Raw genomic sequence first — 16051 nt, forward strand, 5'->3', positions numbered from 1 at the left:
CTGCCGCACCACAACTTCATTTCCCGGCTCTACACGGGCACCGGCGCGTTCGAGGTGATCGGGCGCCGCCGGCTGTGGTACGGGATCAGCGGCGCGATCGTCGCGGTCGCGATCGTCAGCATCGTGCTGCGCGGCTTCACCTTCGGCATCGACTTCAAGGGCGGCACCACCGTCTCGATGCCGCGGGGTAGCGCCCAGACCGCGCAGGTGTCCGAGGTCTTCAGGAAGACCATCGGCAAGGACGCCGAGTCGGTGGTGATCGTCGGCAACGGCTCCTCGGCGACCGTGCAGATCCGTTCGGAGACGCTGACCAACGACCAGACCACCAAGCTGCGCAACGCCCTGTTCGACGCCTTCCAGCCCAAGGGCAACGACGGCAAGCCGAGCAAGCAGGCCATCAGCGACTCGGCGGTGTCGGAGACCTGGGGCGACCAGATCACCAAGAAGGCGCTGATCGCGCTGGTGGTGTTCCTGGCGCTGGTCAGCCTGTACATCACCATTCGCTACGAGCGCTACATGGCGATCTCGGCCCTGACCACCATGGTTTTCGACCTGACCGTCACCGCCGGGGTGTATTCGCTGATCGGCTTCGAGGTCAGCCCGGCCACGGTCATCGGGCTGCTGACCATCCTGGGTTTCTCGCTCTACGACACCGTCATCGTGTTCGACAAGGTCGAGGAGAACACCCGCGACTTCCAGCACACCAACCGGCGCACCTTCGCCGAGCACGCCAACCTGGCGATCAACCAGACGTTCATGCGCTCGATCAACACCAGCCTGATCGGCGTGCTGCCGGTACTGGCGCTGATGGTCGTCGCGGTGTGGCTGCTGGGTGTCGGCACGCTCAAGGACCTGGCGCTGGTCCAGCTGGTCGGCATCCTGGTGGGCACCTACTCGTCGATCTTCTTCGCCACCCCGCTGCTGGTCACCCTGCGCGAGCGCACCGAGCTGGTGCGCACCCACACGCGCCGGGTGCTCAAGCGGCGCACCCGCTCCGACGACTCGGCCGTCGAGATCTCCGAGTCGACCGCCGAAGAGCCCACCGCCGACGAGCCCGCCGACGCGCCCGAGACGTCCGAGACCCCCGCCAAGGCCGCGCCGAGCAAGCCGGCTCCCGGCGCGCGCCCGGTGCGCCCCACCGGGACCCGGCGCCCGACCGGCAAGCGAAACGTAGGCCGGCGGTAGGCCAGATGGTGCGGGCCGGCCGGGGGAACCTGAGGGGGACCGCGGCGGCTGCGTTGGCGGGGACGTTGCTGGCGGCCTTCGCGCTGAGCGGGTGCTCGGGCAGCGCCGCCGCGAACGTCGACTACGTGGTCGACGGCCCGCTGGCCACCTACAACACCAACACCGTCGTCGGCGCCGCGTCGGCGGGGGCGCAGGCCTTCGCCCGCACCCTCACCGGCTTCGGCTATCACGGCCCCGACGGCCAGGTGGTCGCCGATCGCGACTTCGGTTCCGTCTCGGTCGTGGGCGGTTCGCCGCTGGTCCTGGACTACCAGATCGCCGACAACGCGGTCTACAGCGACGGCAAGCCGGTGACCTGCGACGACCTGGTGCTGGCCTGGGCCGCCCAGTCCGGCCGGTTCCCCGGCTTCGACGCCGCCACCCAGGCCGGCTACGTCGACATCGCCAACGTCGAGTGCATCCCGGGCCAGAAGAAGGCCCGGGTGTCCTTCGCCCCCGACCGCGCCGTCGTCGACTACGCCCAGCTGTTCGCCGCGACCTCGGTCATGCCGTCGCACGTGATCGCCGATCAGCTGAACGTGGACGTGACCGCGGCGCTGCTGAGCAACAACGGGCCCGTGGTGGCGCAGATCGCGAAGCTGTGGAACACCGGCTGGGACCTCAAGCCGGGCGTCGACGTCAAGCGCTTCCCGTCGTCGGGGCCGTACAAGATCGAGCGGGTCCTGGACGGCGGCGCGGTGGTGCTCGTCGCCAACGACCGCTGGTGGGGGCCCAAGGCGGTCACCAAGCGGATCACCGTCTGGCCGCAGGGGCCCGACATCCAGGACCGGGTCAACGGCCGCAGCGTCGACGTCGTCGACGTCGCGGCCGGTTCCTCCGGCGCGCTGGCCACCCCGGACAACTACGAGCGCGCCGAGTCGCCGTCGGACGGCATCGAGCAGCTGATCTTCGCGCCGCAGGGACCGCTGGCCCAGACCAAGGCGCGCCGCGCGTTCGCGTTCTGCACGCCGCGCGACACGATCGCGCACGACGCCGGGGTGGCGATCGCCAATTCCCGCCTGCAGCCGGCCACCGAGGACGCCATCGCGGCCGGTGAGGGGGCCGCCGAGGCGGGCCCGTTCGGCAAGGCCGACCCCGCCGCCGCCCGCGACGCGCTGGGCGGCGCGCCCCTGCCGGTGCGGATCGGCTACCAGGGGCCCAACGCGCGGCTGGCGGTCACCGTCGGCACCATCACCAAGTCCTGCGCCCCGGCCGGCATCACCGTCACCGGCGTGCCGCTGGACACCTCCGGGCCCCAGGCGCTGCGCGACGGCAAGATCGACGTGCTGGTGGCCAGCACCGGCGGGGCCACCGGCAGCGGGTCGACCGGCTCGTCGGCCATGGACGCCTACGCCCTGCACAGCGGCAACGGCAACAACCTGTCGGGCTACAGCAATCCCCAGGTCGACGGGGCGATCAGCGCGCTGGTGGTGTCGGCCGACCCGGCCGAGCGGGTCCGGCTGCTGGCCCAGGCGGCCCCGCCGCTGTGGGCCGACATGCCGACCCTGCCGCTGTACCGGCAGCAACGCACGCTGCTGACGTCGAAGAAGATGTACGCCGTGAGCCGGAATCCGACGCGTTGGGGAGCCGGCTGGAACATGGATCGATGGGCGCTGGTCGAGTGATGGGCGTTCCGGTGGCCGACCTGATCGCGTCGCTGACGCGTGACGTCGCCGATTTCCCGCAGCCCGGCGTGCAGTTCAAGGACCTCACCCCGCTGTTCGCCGACCGGGACGGGATGAACGCGGTCGTCGACGCGCTGGCCGAGATCGCGTCCGCCGCAGACCTGGTGGCCGGCATCGACTCCCGCGGGTTCCTGGTCGCCGCGGCCGTCGCCGCCCGGCTGGGCACCGGTGTGCTGGCGATCCGCAAGGCCGGCAAGCTGCCGCCGCCGGTGCACGCCGAGCGGTACGACCTGGAGTACGGCAGCGCCACGCTGGAAATCCCGGCCGACGGGATCGAACTGCGCGGCCTCGACGTCGTGCTCATCGACGACGTGCTGGCCACCGGCGGCACCCTCGGCGCCGCCGCCCGGCTGGTGGAGCGCGCCGGGGCGCGGGTGACCGCGGCCGCGGTGGTGGTGGAACTCGTCGCGCTGGGCGGTCGTGAGGCGGTCGCGCCGCTGACGGTGTACAGCCTGAGCCGCGCCTAGGGCACGCTCGACTCGGCCGGGAGAGCGCACTTTGGAGATATCCTCGACGTCGGAGGTGACAATCGTGGCGGACGAGCAGAGCACGACGCAGGCCGTCGCGCCGCCCATCGACGAGACGCCGGTCGTGGAGCCGTCGGAGGCGCCGACCGAGACGCTGAAGACGTCGAGCAGCGCCTCCCGCCGGGTCCGGGCCCGGCTGGCGCGGCGGATGACCGCCCAGCGCAGCACGCTGAACCCGGTGCTCGAGCCCCTGGTGGCGGTGCACCGCGAGATCTATCCCAAGGCGAACCTGCAGCTGCTGCAGCGGGCGTTCGAGGTCGCCGACGAGCGGCACGCCACCCAGTTGCGCCATTCCGGTGACCCCTACATCACCCACCCGCTGGCCGTGGCGAACATCCTGGCCGAATTGGGAATGGACACCACCACTTTGGTGGCCGCGCTGCTGCACGACACCGTCGAGGACACCGGCTACACGCTCGAGGCGCTGAGCGAGGAATTCGGCGACGAGGTGGGCCACCTCGTCGACGGCGTGACCAAGCTGGACCGGGTGGTGCTGGGCAGCGCCGCCGAGGGCGAGACCATCCGCAAGATGATCACCGCCATGGCCCGCGACCCCCGCGTCTTGGTGATCAAGGTCGCCGACCGGCTGCACAACATGCGCACCATGCGCTTCCTGCCACCGGAGAAGCAGGCGCGCAAGGCCCGCGAGACGCTGGAAGTCATTGCGCCCCTTGCCCATCGGCTGGGCATGGCCAGCGTCAAGTGGGAGCTGGAGGACCTGTCGTTCGCGATCCTGCACCCGAAGAAGTACGAGGAGATCGTGCGGCTGGTCGCCGGGCGCGCGCCGTCGCGCGACACCTACCTGGCGGTGGTCCGCAACGAGATCATCAACACGCTGAACGCGTCGAAGATCAAGGCGACGGTCGAGGGCCGGCCCAAGCACTACTGGTCGATCTACCAGAAGATGATCGTCAAGGGCCGCGACTTCGACGACATCCACGACCTGGTCGGCATCCGCATCCTGTGCGACGAGATCCGGGACTGCTACGCCGCGGTCGGCGTGGTCCACTCGCTGTGGCAGCCGATGGCGGGCCGGTTCAAGGACTACATCGCCCAGCCGCGCTACGGGGTGTACCAGTCGCTGCACACCACCGTCGTCGGGCCCGAGGGCAAGCCGCTGGAGGTGCAGATCCGCACCCGCGACATGCACCGCACCGCCGAGTACGGCATCGCCGCGCACTGGCGCTACAAGGAGGCCAAGGGCCGCAACGGAGTTCCGCACCCGCACGCCGCCGCCGAGATCGACGACATGGCCTGGATGCGCCAACTGCTCGACTGGCAACGGGAGGCCGCCGACCCCGGCGAGTTCCTGGAGTCGCTGCGCTACGACCTTGCGGTCCAGGAGATCTTCGTCTTCACCCCCAAGGGCGACGTCATCACGCTGCCGACCGGGTCGACGCCGGTGGACTTCGCCTACGCCGTGCACACCGAGGTCGGCCACCGCTGCATCGGCGCGCGGGTCAACGGCCGCCTGGTGGCGCTGGAACGCAAGCTCGAAAACGGGGAAGTCGTCGAGGTTTTCACGTCCAAGGCGCCCAACGCGGGCCCGTCGCGGGACTGGCAGCAGTTCGTGGTGTCCCCGCGGGCCAAGACGAAGATCCGCCAGTGGTTCGCCAAGGAGCGCCGCGAGGAGGCGCTGGAGGCCGGCAAGGACGCGATGGCGCGCGAGGTGCGCCGCGGCGGACTTCCGTTGCAGCGCTTGGTAAACGGCGAGTCAATGGCCGCGGTGGCCCGCGAGCTGCACTACGCCGACGTTTCCGCGCTCTACACCGCGATCGGTGAGGGGCATGTGTCGGCCCGCCACGTCGTGCAGCGGCTGCTGGCCGAGCTCGGCGGCATCGACCAGGCCGAGGAGGAACTCGCCGAGCGTTCCACGCCGACCACCATGCTGCGGCGCCCGCGCAGCAGCGACGACGTCGGCGTCTCGGTCCCCGGCGCGCCGGGCGTGCTGACCAAGCTGGCCAAGTGCTGCACGCCGGTGCCCGGCGACCAGATCATGGGCTTCGTCACCCGCGGCGGCGGGGTCAGCGTGCACCGCACCGACTGCACCAACGCCGCGTCACTGCAACAGCAGTCCGAGCGCATCATCGAGGTCCTCTGGGCGCCGTCGGCGTCGTCGGTGTTCCTGGTGGCCATTCAGGTCGAGGCGCTCGACCGGCACCGGCTGCTGTCGGACATCACGCGGGTGCTGGCCGACGAGAAGGTCAACATCCTGTCCGCATCGGTCACCACCTCGGGCGACCGCGTGGCGATCAGCCGGTTCACCTTCGAGATGGGCGACCCCAAGCATTTGGGGCACCTGCTCAACGTCGTGCGCAACGTCGAGGGCGTGTACGACGTGTATCGCGTGACTTCCGCCGCCTAGCCCACCCGCACGGACGTGATCGTCACGGTGCTCGCGGGCATGCCCCGGGTGCGGTTGCCGGTCACACCCACCTTGGCGATCTTGTCGAGGGTCGCCAGGCCCGCCTGGTCGACCGCGCCGAACACCGTCGACGTCGGCTCTATCTCGGCGTCCCGGAACACCACGAAGAACTGGCTCTCGTTGGTGTTGGGTCCGTTGGTGGCCATCGCGATGGTCCCGCGCGGATAGATCACGGTGTCCTTGAGCGCCGGGTCACCGGCCTTGTACTGGTCGGCGGGGTATTCGTCGGCGAATTCGTAGCCGGGGCCGCCGCCGCCGTCGGGATCGGGGCCGCCGAACAGCAGCGTCCCCCCTTCCGGTTCGTCGATCATCCGCCCGCAGATGGTGTTGTCGTAGAAGCCCTGCTTCGCCAGGCTGATGAAACTGTTGACGGTGCAAGGGGATTCGTTGTTGGCGAGCTGGACGCCCATGTCGCCGAAGTTGGTCGAGATGACGGCGTGGATCGGGGCCGGTTCGGTGGCAACCCGGCCCGACGGCGGAAGCGAGGCGGACTTGCTCGCCGGGTCCGGCGACGGCGGGTACTGGCAATTGGCGCCGAGGTCGGGCGGGGCCGCGAACGCCGGCAGCGGCGGCACGCTCGCGGCTGTCGCAGAGGCCGGCCCCGGGGCCGACCCGGGCCGGGCGGGCACCCTGGCGCGGCTCGGGGTGGGCGATGCCGCGCTGTTCGTGGCGCCGTGGCCCTGGCTCACCAGCGAAATGACCAGGGCCACCACCGCCGCCAGCGCGACGAGCGACCCGCCGACGATGCCCAGGGCCAGCCGCCGGTTGAAGGTCTTCGCCGGGACCGGCTGCGGGGGCGGCGCCGGTGCCGCCTGCGAAGGGGCGGGGGGCGGCGCGGCGGGCGGCGCGTCGCCGGCGCCGGTGAGGGCCGCCCGGGCGGCCTCGGCGAGCTCGAGCACCGACTGGTAGCGGGCCTCGACGTCCTTGGCCATCCCCCGCGCGATCACCGCGTCGAGGGCCGGCGGTATGTCGGGTGCCATGATCGACGCCCGCGGCGGGGGCGTGTTCACGTGCGCGTTCAGCTGCTCCTCGAGGGTGCCGCCGGGGAAGGGCCGGCTTCCGGTGAGGCACTCGTACAGCACGCAGGCCAACGAATATACGTCGGCGCGGTGATCCGTTGTGCCCCTGAAGCGTTCGGGCGCCAGGTACGCCACGGTGCCCATCGTGGCGCCGGTGTTGGTCAGCGCGGTGTCGGTCTGTGCGCGGGCGAGACCGAAGTCGATCAGGTAGACGAAATTCTGCGCGGTGGTCACCAGGATGTTCGTCGGCTTGATGTCGCGGTGGATCAATCCCACCCGGTGCGCGCTTTCCAGCGCGGCCGCAACCTGTTCGATCACCGAAACCGTGCGCTCGGGGGACAGCCGCCCGCCGCTTTCGTTGATGTACTGGGACAGGTCGCGGCCCTCGATCAGCCGCATGTCGACGTAGAGCCGGCCGTCGATCTCGCCGAAGCCGTGGATGGGCACTACGTGCGGGTCGTTGAGGCTTGCCGCTATGCGGGCCTCGCGCCGAAACCGTTCCTGAAACTGGTCATCCTCGGCGAGATGCGGCGGCAGCACCTTCAGCGCGACCACCCGATCGGTGATTTCGTCGTAGGCGCGGTACACGCGGCCCATGCCGCCTCGGCCCAGCAATTCCACTATCTGGTAGTGGCCGAATGATTCCGGATCCAGATTCACTCCACGAACCATAAACGGTGGAGCAAGTGAGTCTGGGGATTCTCAGTAATCTGTGGCCGCGCCGCGCCCGGTTTAGTCGAGCAGCAGCGACTTGATGGTGACTTCGCTGGCCGGCGCCCCGTCCTCCCCGCCGCCGGCGACGCCGGCCTTGGCGATCTTGTCCAGAATGGCCAGCCCGTCGGCCTGGATGGTGCCGAATACGGTGTACTGCGGCGGCAGCTGGGAGTCCTTGTAGACCATGAAGAACTGGCTGCCGTTGGTGCCGGGTCCGGCGTTGGCCATCGCCAGGGTGCCGCGCGGATAGAGGACCGGCTGTTGCGCCTTGGGGTCGTTCGGCGGGTACTGGTCGGTCGGGTACTCGTTGGCGAATTGGTAGCCGGGGCCACCGGTGCCGTCACCCTTGGGGTCGCCGCACTGCAGCACGCCCAGCGTGTCCGAGGTGGTCAGCCGGTGGCACTTGGTGCCGTCGAAGTACTTCTGGCCGATGAGGCTGGCGAAACTGTTGACCGTGCAAGGTGATTCGTTGTTGGCCAGCATCAGCCCGATGTTGCCCTGACTGGTCGCCATGCTCGCGCTCACCTGGGCCGGGTCGGTCGGGACCTTACCGGTGCGCGGCGGCTTGACCTGCTTGGCGGCCGCGTCCGACGACGCCGGGTACTGGCAGTTGGCGCCCAGGTTGGCCGACGCCTTGAACTGCGGCAGCGGCGGAACGGCCGGCGCCGGCCCGGGCGTCGTGCTCTCGGGGGCGCTGCTGGCGGCGGTGGTGCTGGTCGGCGCCGCGGTGTTGCTCTTGTTCTCGTGCTTGGTGTTGACGATCGCGATCACCACCGCGACGATCACGGCCACCGCCGCGATCGAGCCGCTGGCTATCACCACGACTCGGCGCCTCTTGGCCTGCTTCTGGCGCTTCTCGAGCTGCCGTTCGAGTTTGCGCTTGGCGTTGGCGCGTCGCTGTTCATTGGTCGGCACGGCCGGAATGCCTCCATGGTTGGTCAGTCGGGGCCCGAGATTGCCAGCCCAGGCTAATGTGGGCGCGGTGACGGGTGTCAATCGGGTCCCGTGGGAAACTGGGAACCGTGTTGATCACTGGATTCCCCGCCGGCATGTTGCAGTGCAACTGCTATGTGCTGGCTGACCGGCCCGGAACCGACGCCATCATCGTCGATCCCGGCCAGCGTGCGATGGGTGCGCTGCGGCGAATCCTGGACGAGAACCGGCTGACCCCGGCCGCGGTGCTGCTGACCCACGGGCACATCGACCACATGTGGTCCGCGCAGAAGGTTTCCGACACCTTCGGTTGCCCCACCTACATCCATCCCGAGGACCGCTTCATGCTGACCGACCCGATCCACGGCTACGGCCCGCGGCTCGCGCAGCTGGTGGCGGGTGCGTTCTTCCGCGAGCCCAAGCAGGTGGTGGAGCTGGACCGCGACGGCGACAAGCTCGACCTGGGCAGCGTGACCGTCAACGTCGATCACACGCCGGGGCACACGCGCGGGTCTGTGTGTTTCCGCGTGACGTCGGAAAAAGATCTGGTGTTCACCGGTGACACGCTGTTCGAGCGCTCGGTGGGCCGTACCGACCTGTTCGGCGGCAGCGGCCGCGACCTGCTGACGTCGATCATGGACAAGCTGTTGGTGCTGGACGACAAGACCGTCGTGCTGCCGGGGCACGGCCCCTCGACCACCATCGGCGCGGAGCGGCGCTTCAATCCGTTCCTCGAGGGCCTGAGCCGGTGACGGAGTTCTCTGCCCCCAAGGGGGTGCCGGACTACCTGCCGCCCGATTCGGCGCAGTTCGTCGCGGTGCGCGACGGGTTGCTGGCCGCGGCCCGCCGGGCCGGCTACGGCGACGTCGAGCTGCCCATCTTCGAGGACACCGCCCTGTTCGCCCGCGGCGTCGGCGAATCCACCGACGTGGTGTCCAAGGAGATGTACACGTTCGCCGACCGCGGCGACCGCTCGGTGACGTTGCGCCCGGAGGGCACGGCCGGGGTGGTGCGCGCGGTGATCCAGCACGGCCTGGATCGCGGCGCCCTGCCGGTGAAACTCTGCTACGCGGGACCGTTCTTCCGCTACGAGCGCCCGCAGGCCGGCCGCTATCGCCAGCTGCAGCAGGTCGGCGTGGAAGCCATCGGCGTCGACGACCCGGCGCTGGACGCCGAGGTGATCGCCATCGCCGACGGCGGCTTCCGCTCGCTGGGCCTGGACGGGTTCCGGCTGGAGATCACCTCCCTCGGCGACGAGAGCTGCCGCCCGCAATACCGGGAACTGTTGCAGGAGTTCCTGTTCGGCCTCGATCTCGACGAGGAGACGCGTCGGCGCGCGCAGCTGAATCCGCTACGGGTGCTCGACGACAAGCGGCCCGAGGTGCGGGCCATGACGGCCGACGCGCCGGTCCTGCTCGACCACCTGTCCGACGGCGCCAAGCAACACTTCGACACGGTGCTGGCCCATCTCGACGCGCTCGGGGTGCCGTATGTGATCAACCCGCGGATGGTGCGCGGGCTGGACTACTACACGAAGACCACGTTCGAGTTCGTGCACGACGGTTTGGGCGCACAGTCCGGGATCGGCGGCGGCGGGCGCTACGACGGCCTGATGAGCCAGCTCGGCGGGCAAGACCTGTCGGGCATCGGCTTCGGGCTGGGGGTGGACCGGACCATGCTGGCGCTGCGCGCCGAGGGCAAGACCGTGGGGGAGACGACGCGCTGCGACGTGTTCGGGGTGCCTTTGAGTGACGCGGCGAAGTTGCGGCTTGCGATCCTGGCGGGGGAGCTGCGGGCCGCCGGCGTCCGCGTCGACATGGCCTACGGCGATCGCGGGCTCAAGGGGGCGATGCGCGCGGCCGACCGCTCCGGCGCGCGGTTCGCGCTGGTGGCGGGCGACCGGGACTTCGAGTCCGGGACCGTCGGGGTGAAGGACCTCGGCTCGGGTGACCAGGTGTCCGTCGCGACGGATTCGGTTGTCGCCGAAGTGCTTTCCCGACTCGCCAGGTAGCCGATCCGGCGCAAGAATTTCGCAAGCGGCCGGCATTACATTGCGGTCATGGACACCACCCTGAAGAAAGTGGTTGCCGGGGCGCTGCTTTCGGGCGGCGTAGCGGTGGCGGGGCTGGCCCTGACCGCAGGCACCGCCCACGCCGACAACTTCACCGTCCCGCACGACTGGTGCCCCGGGAAACCCCTGCCGATGCCGGACGTTCGTTGGGACATGAACGTCTGCCACCACTGGTACTGGGTCCCCGTCGGGGGCATGGGCAACGTGGGTCAATTCGTCTGGGAGGGGGACGCTCCACGGCAGCCGCTCGGACCGCCGCCGTGCTACGGCGCCCCCATCTGCTTGCCCGGGTTGTAACATTCGCCATGCCCAAATTTGCTGCGCGCTCGATCGCGGCCCTCACCGCGACGGCGGCCGCCCTCATTGCGGGTGCCGCGGTCGCCAACGCCGATCCGGCGGACAACTCGCCGATGCAGACGGCGCGCGGCGACTACGTCGGAGACTGGCAGAGACACCTGAGCATGATGACGATCGCGCCCGACGGCACCGGGACGATGGTGCTCGGGTCCAGCGCCCGCGACGGCGAGAGGTGGACGATGCGCTGGACGCAGGGCGACGGCCCAGGTCTCGCGATCAGATTGGAGCAGCGCATCGGTGCCTGGGGCGACGGACTGAACGGCGACGTCAACGAGCAGACCGCGTGGAAGGCCGAGCTCGTCGTGGCCCCGGACGGCGTCACCGTCCTCCACCTAGCCCACAACGATGCCGAACTCACCGATGCGGACGCGGGTGATATCTGGTGCTCAAAGAAGTATGGCAACAGCCGCTTCTGTGGTGCCTGACGAGCGTCGCCGGCCAGCTCTCATCAGCGGACGCGGCCAGGCCGGCCGCAGTCGCGGCACCCGCGATCGACAACGCCGCGATCATTTTGATTTTCATGGTTGCTCCTTTTGACGACATGCTGGGGCTCGATCAGGCCACCCGGTAGGACTCTCGTCGGGGGTGGCGCGCCCGTGACGGCCGTTCGTGCAAAGAATCCCGCAGCCGCCTTGCCTGACCCTTGCGCGATTCCTGCGGCGGCCTCGTCGACGTTCGGCGGCGCCGTTCTCGGCATCGGCGGACTTGTCGGGGGTCCGTGGCATACTCGAACACATGTTCGATAAACGTGCTCGTGCCGAGGTGATCGCCCGGTTTGACGAGATGATCGAGCGGCGTTATCCGTCGAAGACGCCCGAGTCGGCGGTGATGGTGGATCGGATCTGTGCGGCCTCGCGGGCCGAGAACCGCGAGGCCGCCGCGCAGCTGTCCGCGATCCACGAGTTGTTCAGGTATCGATTGTCGCGGTGCTCGGAGAACGAGGACTGGGCGATCGACACCATGGAGGCGGTGACCGCCGAGGTGGCCGCGGCGTTGCGCATCAGCCAGGCCCTCGCGGCCAGCCGGTTGCACTACTCCCGCGCGATGTGCGAGCGCATGCCCAACGTCGGCGAGGTATTCAAGGCCGGCGACATCGATTTTCGGATGTTTCAGACGATCGTGTATCGCACCGATTTGATCGAAGACCCCGAGGTGTTGGCGGGCGTGGATGCGAAGTTGGCGGCCAATGTGGCGCGCTGGCCGTCGATGAGTCGGGGCCGGCTGGCCGGGCAGGTGGACAAGATCGTTGCGAGAGCCGATCGGGACGCGGTGCGCCGTCGAAAAGAGCATCAGGTCGATAGGGAGATCTGGATTGAGGATCGGGTCCAAGACGGGCTCTCGGAGATCCACGGCAGCCTGCTTACCCCGGACGCCCACGCCTTGGAGAAGCGGCTGAATGCGTTGGCGGCCACCGTGTGTGCGCACGATCCGCGCACCCGTGAGCAGCGCCGCGCTGACGCGCTGGGCGCGCTGGCGGGCGGGGCGGATCGGCTGGGCTGCCGCTGTGGCCGTTCCGATTGCGCCGCCGGGAAGCGCCCGGCGGCCGGTCCGGTGGTGATCCATGTGGTCGCCGAGCAGGCCACCCTCGACGGCACCGGCACCGCGCCGGCTTCCGAGGTCAGCGCCGACGGCCTCATCCCGCCCGAAGTCGTGCGGGAATTGGCGGGCTCGGCCAAGCAGGTGCCGCTGGTCCACCCCGCCGACACCGCACCCGAAAAGGGTTACGTGCCTTCCAAAGCGCTGGCCGACTTCGTGCGCTGCCGTGACCTAACGTGTCGGGCGCCGGGGTGCGACCGCCCGGCCATCCAGTGCGACATCGACCACACGATTCCCTACGCCGACGGCGGCCCGACGCGCGCGTCGAACCTGAAATGCCTGTGCCGGCTTCATCATTTGCTCAAGACGTTCGGCGGGTGGCGCGACCGGCAGCTGCCCGACGGCAGCATCGTCTGGACGCTGCCCGGCGGGCACACCTACGTCAGCACCCCCGGCAGCGCCTTGCTGTTCCCCGGCTTGTGCGCGCCCACCGGCGAGGCGCCCATGGCGGCGGTGGTCGCCGACCGCTGCGGCCAGCGCACGGCGATGATGCCCAAACGCCGCCGAACCCGCGCCCAGGAGCGCGCCTACCGCGTCGCCTCCGAACGCCGACACAACCGCGAGGCTCGCTTGGCCCGAAAAGCCGAAATTCCCGACTATTTTGGGCCCGCCCCGCCCCCCGACGACGACGATCCGCCACCCTTCTAGGCGCCGGCAGACCGCAGTTGCCGGACGAATTCCGCTACGGCCGAACCGATCTCGTCGGGGCTGTCCTCCTGGATGAAATGCGCGCCGGGGACCGTGACTTCGCTGAGGTTGGCCCACGTCCGGACGTAATCGCGGATGCGCCCGGTGATGATGGCGCCGGGCTCGGCGTTGACGAACAGCTTTGGGACGTCACCTGTTTCGAGCCAGCAGCGGTACTCGTCGACGATGGCGACAACCTCGGCCGGCTCGCCGTCGATGGGTATGTTGCGCGGCCACGAGAGGGTCGGTCGCCGGTCCTCGCCGGGGTTGACGAACGGCCGCCGGTAATGGTCCATCTCCTCGTCGGAAAGTTTCCGCAGGATGGCGCCGGGCAGCACCGCTTCGACAAACATGTTCTGCTCCAACACCATCCGCTCACCCTCCGGCGACCGGAACCCCTGGAAGACACCGCGCACGCTGGGATGCCAATCGTCCCATGTCATCGGGGTGACGATCGCCTCCATGAACGCGATCCCCTGCACGCGGTCGCGATGCTGGTTGGCCCAGTCGAAGCCCAGCGCGGAGCCCCAGTCGTGCAGCACGAGGACAACCCTGTCGCCGAGGTCGAGCGCGTCCCAGAGCGCGAACAGGAACTCGCGTTGCTCGGCGTAGTTGTAGCGATCGGGACCCGACGGGCTGAGTTTGTCCGACGCGCCCATGCCGATGAGGTCGCACGCCACCAGGCGGCCCAGCCCTTCCAGATGCGGCATGACATTGCGCCACAGATAGGACGACGTCGGGTTGCCGTGCTGAAAGACGATGGCATCACCCTGACCCTCGTCGACGTAGGCCATTCGCTTGCCGGCGATCTCCCGGTATCGCAGCTCCATGGCGCCATCCTGTCACTTGACATTGGATCGAACAACAGTTCGAATAGAGGTTATGCGCTGGGCTAGTCAGGCCGTCGCGCTCGACGACGGGGCGCTCCCGGGGCTGGCCAGGATCGGCCTCGTCCGAAGCGTGCGCGCCCCGCAGTTCGACGGGATCACCTTCCACGAGGTGCTGTGCAAGTCGGCGCTGAACAAGGTGCCCGACGCGTCCGCGCTGCCGTTCCGCTACACCGTCAACGGCTACCGCGGCTGCTCGCACGCCTGCCGCTACTGCTTCGCGCGTCCCACCCACGAATACCTGGACTTCGACTGCGGCGCCGACTTCGACACCCAGGTGGTGGTCAAGATCAACGTCGCCGAAGTCCTGAACCGCGAGCTGCGCCGGCCGTCGTGGCGGCGGGAGACGGTCGCGCTGGGCACCAACACCGATCCCTACCAGCGCGCCGAGGGCCGCTACGCGCTGATGCCGGGCATCATCGGCGCGCTCGCCGGATCCGGCACGCCGCTGTCGATCCTCACCAAGGGCACCCTGCTCAGGCGCGACCTGCCACTGATAACCGAAGCGGCACAACAGGTTCCGGTATCGGTCGCGGTCTCGCTGGCCGTCGCCGATCCGGAGCTGCACCGCGACGTCGAGCCGGGAACGCCGACACCCCAGGCGCGCCTCGGCCTCATCACCGCCATCCGGGACGCCGGCCTCGGCTGCCACGTGATGGTCGCGCCCGTGCTGCCGCACCTCACGGACTCCGTCGAGCACCTCGACGGGCTGCTCGGCCAGATCGCCGCGGCCGGCGCCACGGGCGTCACGGTTTTCGGCCTGCACCTGCGCGGCTCGACGCGCGGCTGGTTCATGTCCTGGCTTGCCCGCTCGCACCCGGAGCTGGTCGGCCGGTACCGCGAGCTGTACCGCCGCGGCGCCTACCTGCCCCCGAGCTACCGCGACATGCTGCGCGAACGGGCCGCGCCGCTGATCGCCAGGTACCGGCTGGGGGGCGATCCCCGCCCGGTCCCCGTGACCACCGCCCGACCGGAACCGCCACAGCCGACGCTGTTTTGAGCTGATATGTAAGCGGTTCTGTCAAGTGGGCAGGGAAAAGCGGCGGTCGCGGTGTGTTGCGGCCGCCGCTTTTCGTTGGCCGGATGAGGTCGTTGTCGAGGTCGAGCGTGTCTTTCGACGCGTGTCAGTCTGATATGCGCGGGTTGGTTACCGCAGGACGGGAGTTTCGAGTTGGAGCGGCTTGCTGTGTCTAGGAGCGAGCGTAATCGCCTGTGTTGCAAGCAGATTGCTCATAGCTCAGTCGCGGGTCACTCCAAGGCGCTTGCCGGCCTGTTCATCGACCTCATCCGGGGCCTGTGGGGCGATCTATCCGTCGAGTACGGCCAGTGACCAGCACCATCCGGCCAGCTCGCGGGCGATCGCGGTGTTGGCGACCACGGCGCGTTTCTTGCGTGCATCGAACGAGCGCCACCGAGTATGCAGGCGTTGGTTGGCCAGCTGGGCGCGCGCACGGGCCGCGGGATCAGCAGCAGCCCAGCGCCGCTGCAGCTTGGCGCTCACACGGTAGCGGGGCCGGTGATGCCAGGCTGCTTCGATCAGCAGTCGTCGGGCATGACTGTTGCCGGTCTTGGTGACCCCGCCCTGAATCCGGCTGGGCCCCGAGGAATACTCGCTGGGCACCAGCCCGAGATAGGCGCCGATCGCGCGGCCGGTCAGCCGATGCCAGTCGCCGATCTCGACGGCCAACCCGAACGCGGTCAACGTCGCGATTCCGCGCAGGCAGCACAGCCTGCTCACCACCGGGGTGAACTCAGAATCAGCAGCCATCTGTTCGATAGCGCGATCGAGGCGCTCGCGGCGATTGAGGGTGACCAGCATCGCCTCAAAGCTACTGTCGTAGGCCAACTGCAGGGCGGGATTGTCGAACCGCTGAGCGCGCAGCCACAGCTCATGTTTGCCGGTCCAGGCTCTGCCACCGCTGTAGA

14 protein-coding genes are annotated in these 16051 nt (G+C 69.3%); 10 read left to right on the plus strand and 4 right to left on the minus strand.

The annotated features are described in order from the left end of the window. The 4 genes from secF to A5655_RS04550 all read left to right on the plus strand — a co-directional run. A partial coding sequence (gene secF / locus A5655_RS04535; RefSeq protein WP_067006005.1) for a protein translocase subunit SecF occupies positions 1 to 1185 on the plus strand: 1185 nt, incomplete at its 5' end. 5 nt (positions 1186 to 1190) lie between these two features. Then, positions 1191 to 2849, plus strand: coding sequence for an ABC transporter substrate-binding protein (locus A5655_RS04540; RefSeq protein WP_067006007.1), 1659 nt, complete (start codon positions 1191 to 1193; stop codon positions 2847 to 2849). Next, positions 2831 to 3376, plus strand: a complete 546-nt coding sequence (locus A5655_RS04545; RefSeq protein ID WP_082978472.1) for an adenine phosphoribosyltransferase — start codon at positions 2831 to 2833, stop codon at positions 3374 to 3376. Before A5655_RS04540 ends, A5655_RS04545 begins: the two co-directional genes overlap by 19 nt. Positions 3377 to 3440: 64 nt before the next feature. After that, positions 3441 to 5801, plus strand: a complete 2361-nt coding sequence (locus A5655_RS04550; protein WP_067006028.1) for a bifunctional (p)ppGpp synthetase/guanosine-3',5'-bis(diphosphate) 3'-pyrophosphohydrolase — start codon at positions 3441 to 3443, stop codon at positions 5799 to 5801. Here A5655_RS04550 and A5655_RS04555 read toward each other — a convergent pair. Continuing rightward, the gene (locus A5655_RS04555; protein ID WP_067006011.1) at positions 5798 to 7540 is read right to left on the minus strand and encodes a protein kinase; all 1743 of its coding nucleotides are present in this window, start codon (positions 7538 to 7540) and stop codon (positions 5798 to 5800) included. The two genes, A5655_RS04550 and A5655_RS04555, sit on opposite strands and share 4 nt — an antisense overlap. 72 nt (positions 7541 to 7612) lie before the next feature. After that, on the minus strand, positions 7613 to 8509 hold the full coding sequence (locus tag A5655_RS04560; RefSeq protein ID WP_067006013.1) for a peptidylprolyl isomerase: 897 nt from the start codon (positions 8507 to 8509) through the stop codon (positions 7613 to 7615). A 107-nt stretch (positions 8510 to 8616) separates the two neighbouring features. On the opposite strand from A5655_RS04560, the gene A5655_RS04565 reads away from it, so the two are divergent. From A5655_RS04565 to A5655_RS04585, 5 genes are all read left to right on the plus strand, one after another. Further along, entirely contained in the window at positions 8617 to 9279 is a 663-nt protein-coding gene (locus A5655_RS04565; protein ID WP_067006015.1) for an MBL fold metallo-hydrolase, read from the plus strand. Further along, positions 9276 to 10538 (plus strand): histidine--tRNA ligase, encoded by a 1263-nt coding sequence (hisS, locus tag A5655_RS04570; protein WP_067006017.1) that lies wholly within the window; start codon positions 9276 to 9278, stop codon positions 10536 to 10538. The genes A5655_RS04565 and hisS overlap by 4 nt, the downstream gene beginning before the upstream one ends. A 48-nt stretch (positions 10539 to 10586) precedes the next feature. After that, a complete protein-coding gene (locus A5655_RS04575) occupies positions 10587 to 10895 on the plus strand; it encodes a hypothetical protein (RefSeq protein WP_067006019.1) in 309 nt (102 codons plus the stop codon). Between the two features lie 8 nt (positions 10896 to 10903). Next, positions 10904 to 11380: a hypothetical protein gene (locus A5655_RS04580; protein ID WP_067006020.1), complete on the plus strand. Its 477-nt coding sequence runs from the start codon at positions 10904 to 10906 to the stop codon at positions 11378 to 11380. A gap of 310 nt (positions 11381 to 11690) precedes the next feature. Then, positions 11691 to 13199, plus strand: a complete 1509-nt coding sequence (locus tag A5655_RS04585) for an HNH endonuclease signature motif containing protein (protein WP_067006022.1) — start codon at positions 11691 to 11693, stop codon at positions 13197 to 13199. On the opposite strand, the gene A5655_RS04590 is transcribed toward A5655_RS04585, so the two are convergent. After that, positions 13196 to 14068, minus strand: a complete 873-nt coding sequence (locus A5655_RS04590) for a haloalkane dehalogenase (protein ID WP_067006024.1) — start codon at positions 14066 to 14068, stop codon at positions 13196 to 13198. The two genes, A5655_RS04585 and A5655_RS04590, sit on opposite strands and share 4 nt — an antisense overlap. A gap of 52 nt (positions 14069 to 14120) precedes the next feature. On the opposite strand from A5655_RS04590, the gene A5655_RS04595 reads away from it, so the two are divergent. Continuing rightward, positions 14121 to 15125 carry an Rv2578c family radical SAM protein gene (locus A5655_RS04595; RefSeq protein WP_067006026.1) on the plus strand — a complete coding sequence of 335 codons (1005 nt, stop codon included), beginning with the start codon at positions 14121 to 14123 and terminating at the stop codon, positions 15123 to 15125. Between the two features lie 306 nt (positions 15126 to 15431). On the opposite strand, the gene A5655_RS04600 is transcribed toward A5655_RS04595, so the two are convergent. After that, the coding region (locus A5655_RS04600; RefSeq protein WP_067005360.1) for a transposase at positions 15432 to 16051 on the minus strand (620 nt) is incomplete at its 5' end.

Source organism: Mycobacterium sp. 1081908.1, from assembly GCF_001673535.1.
Classification (GTDB): Bacteria; Actinomycetota; Actinomycetes; order Mycobacteriales; family Mycobacteriaceae; genus Mycobacterium.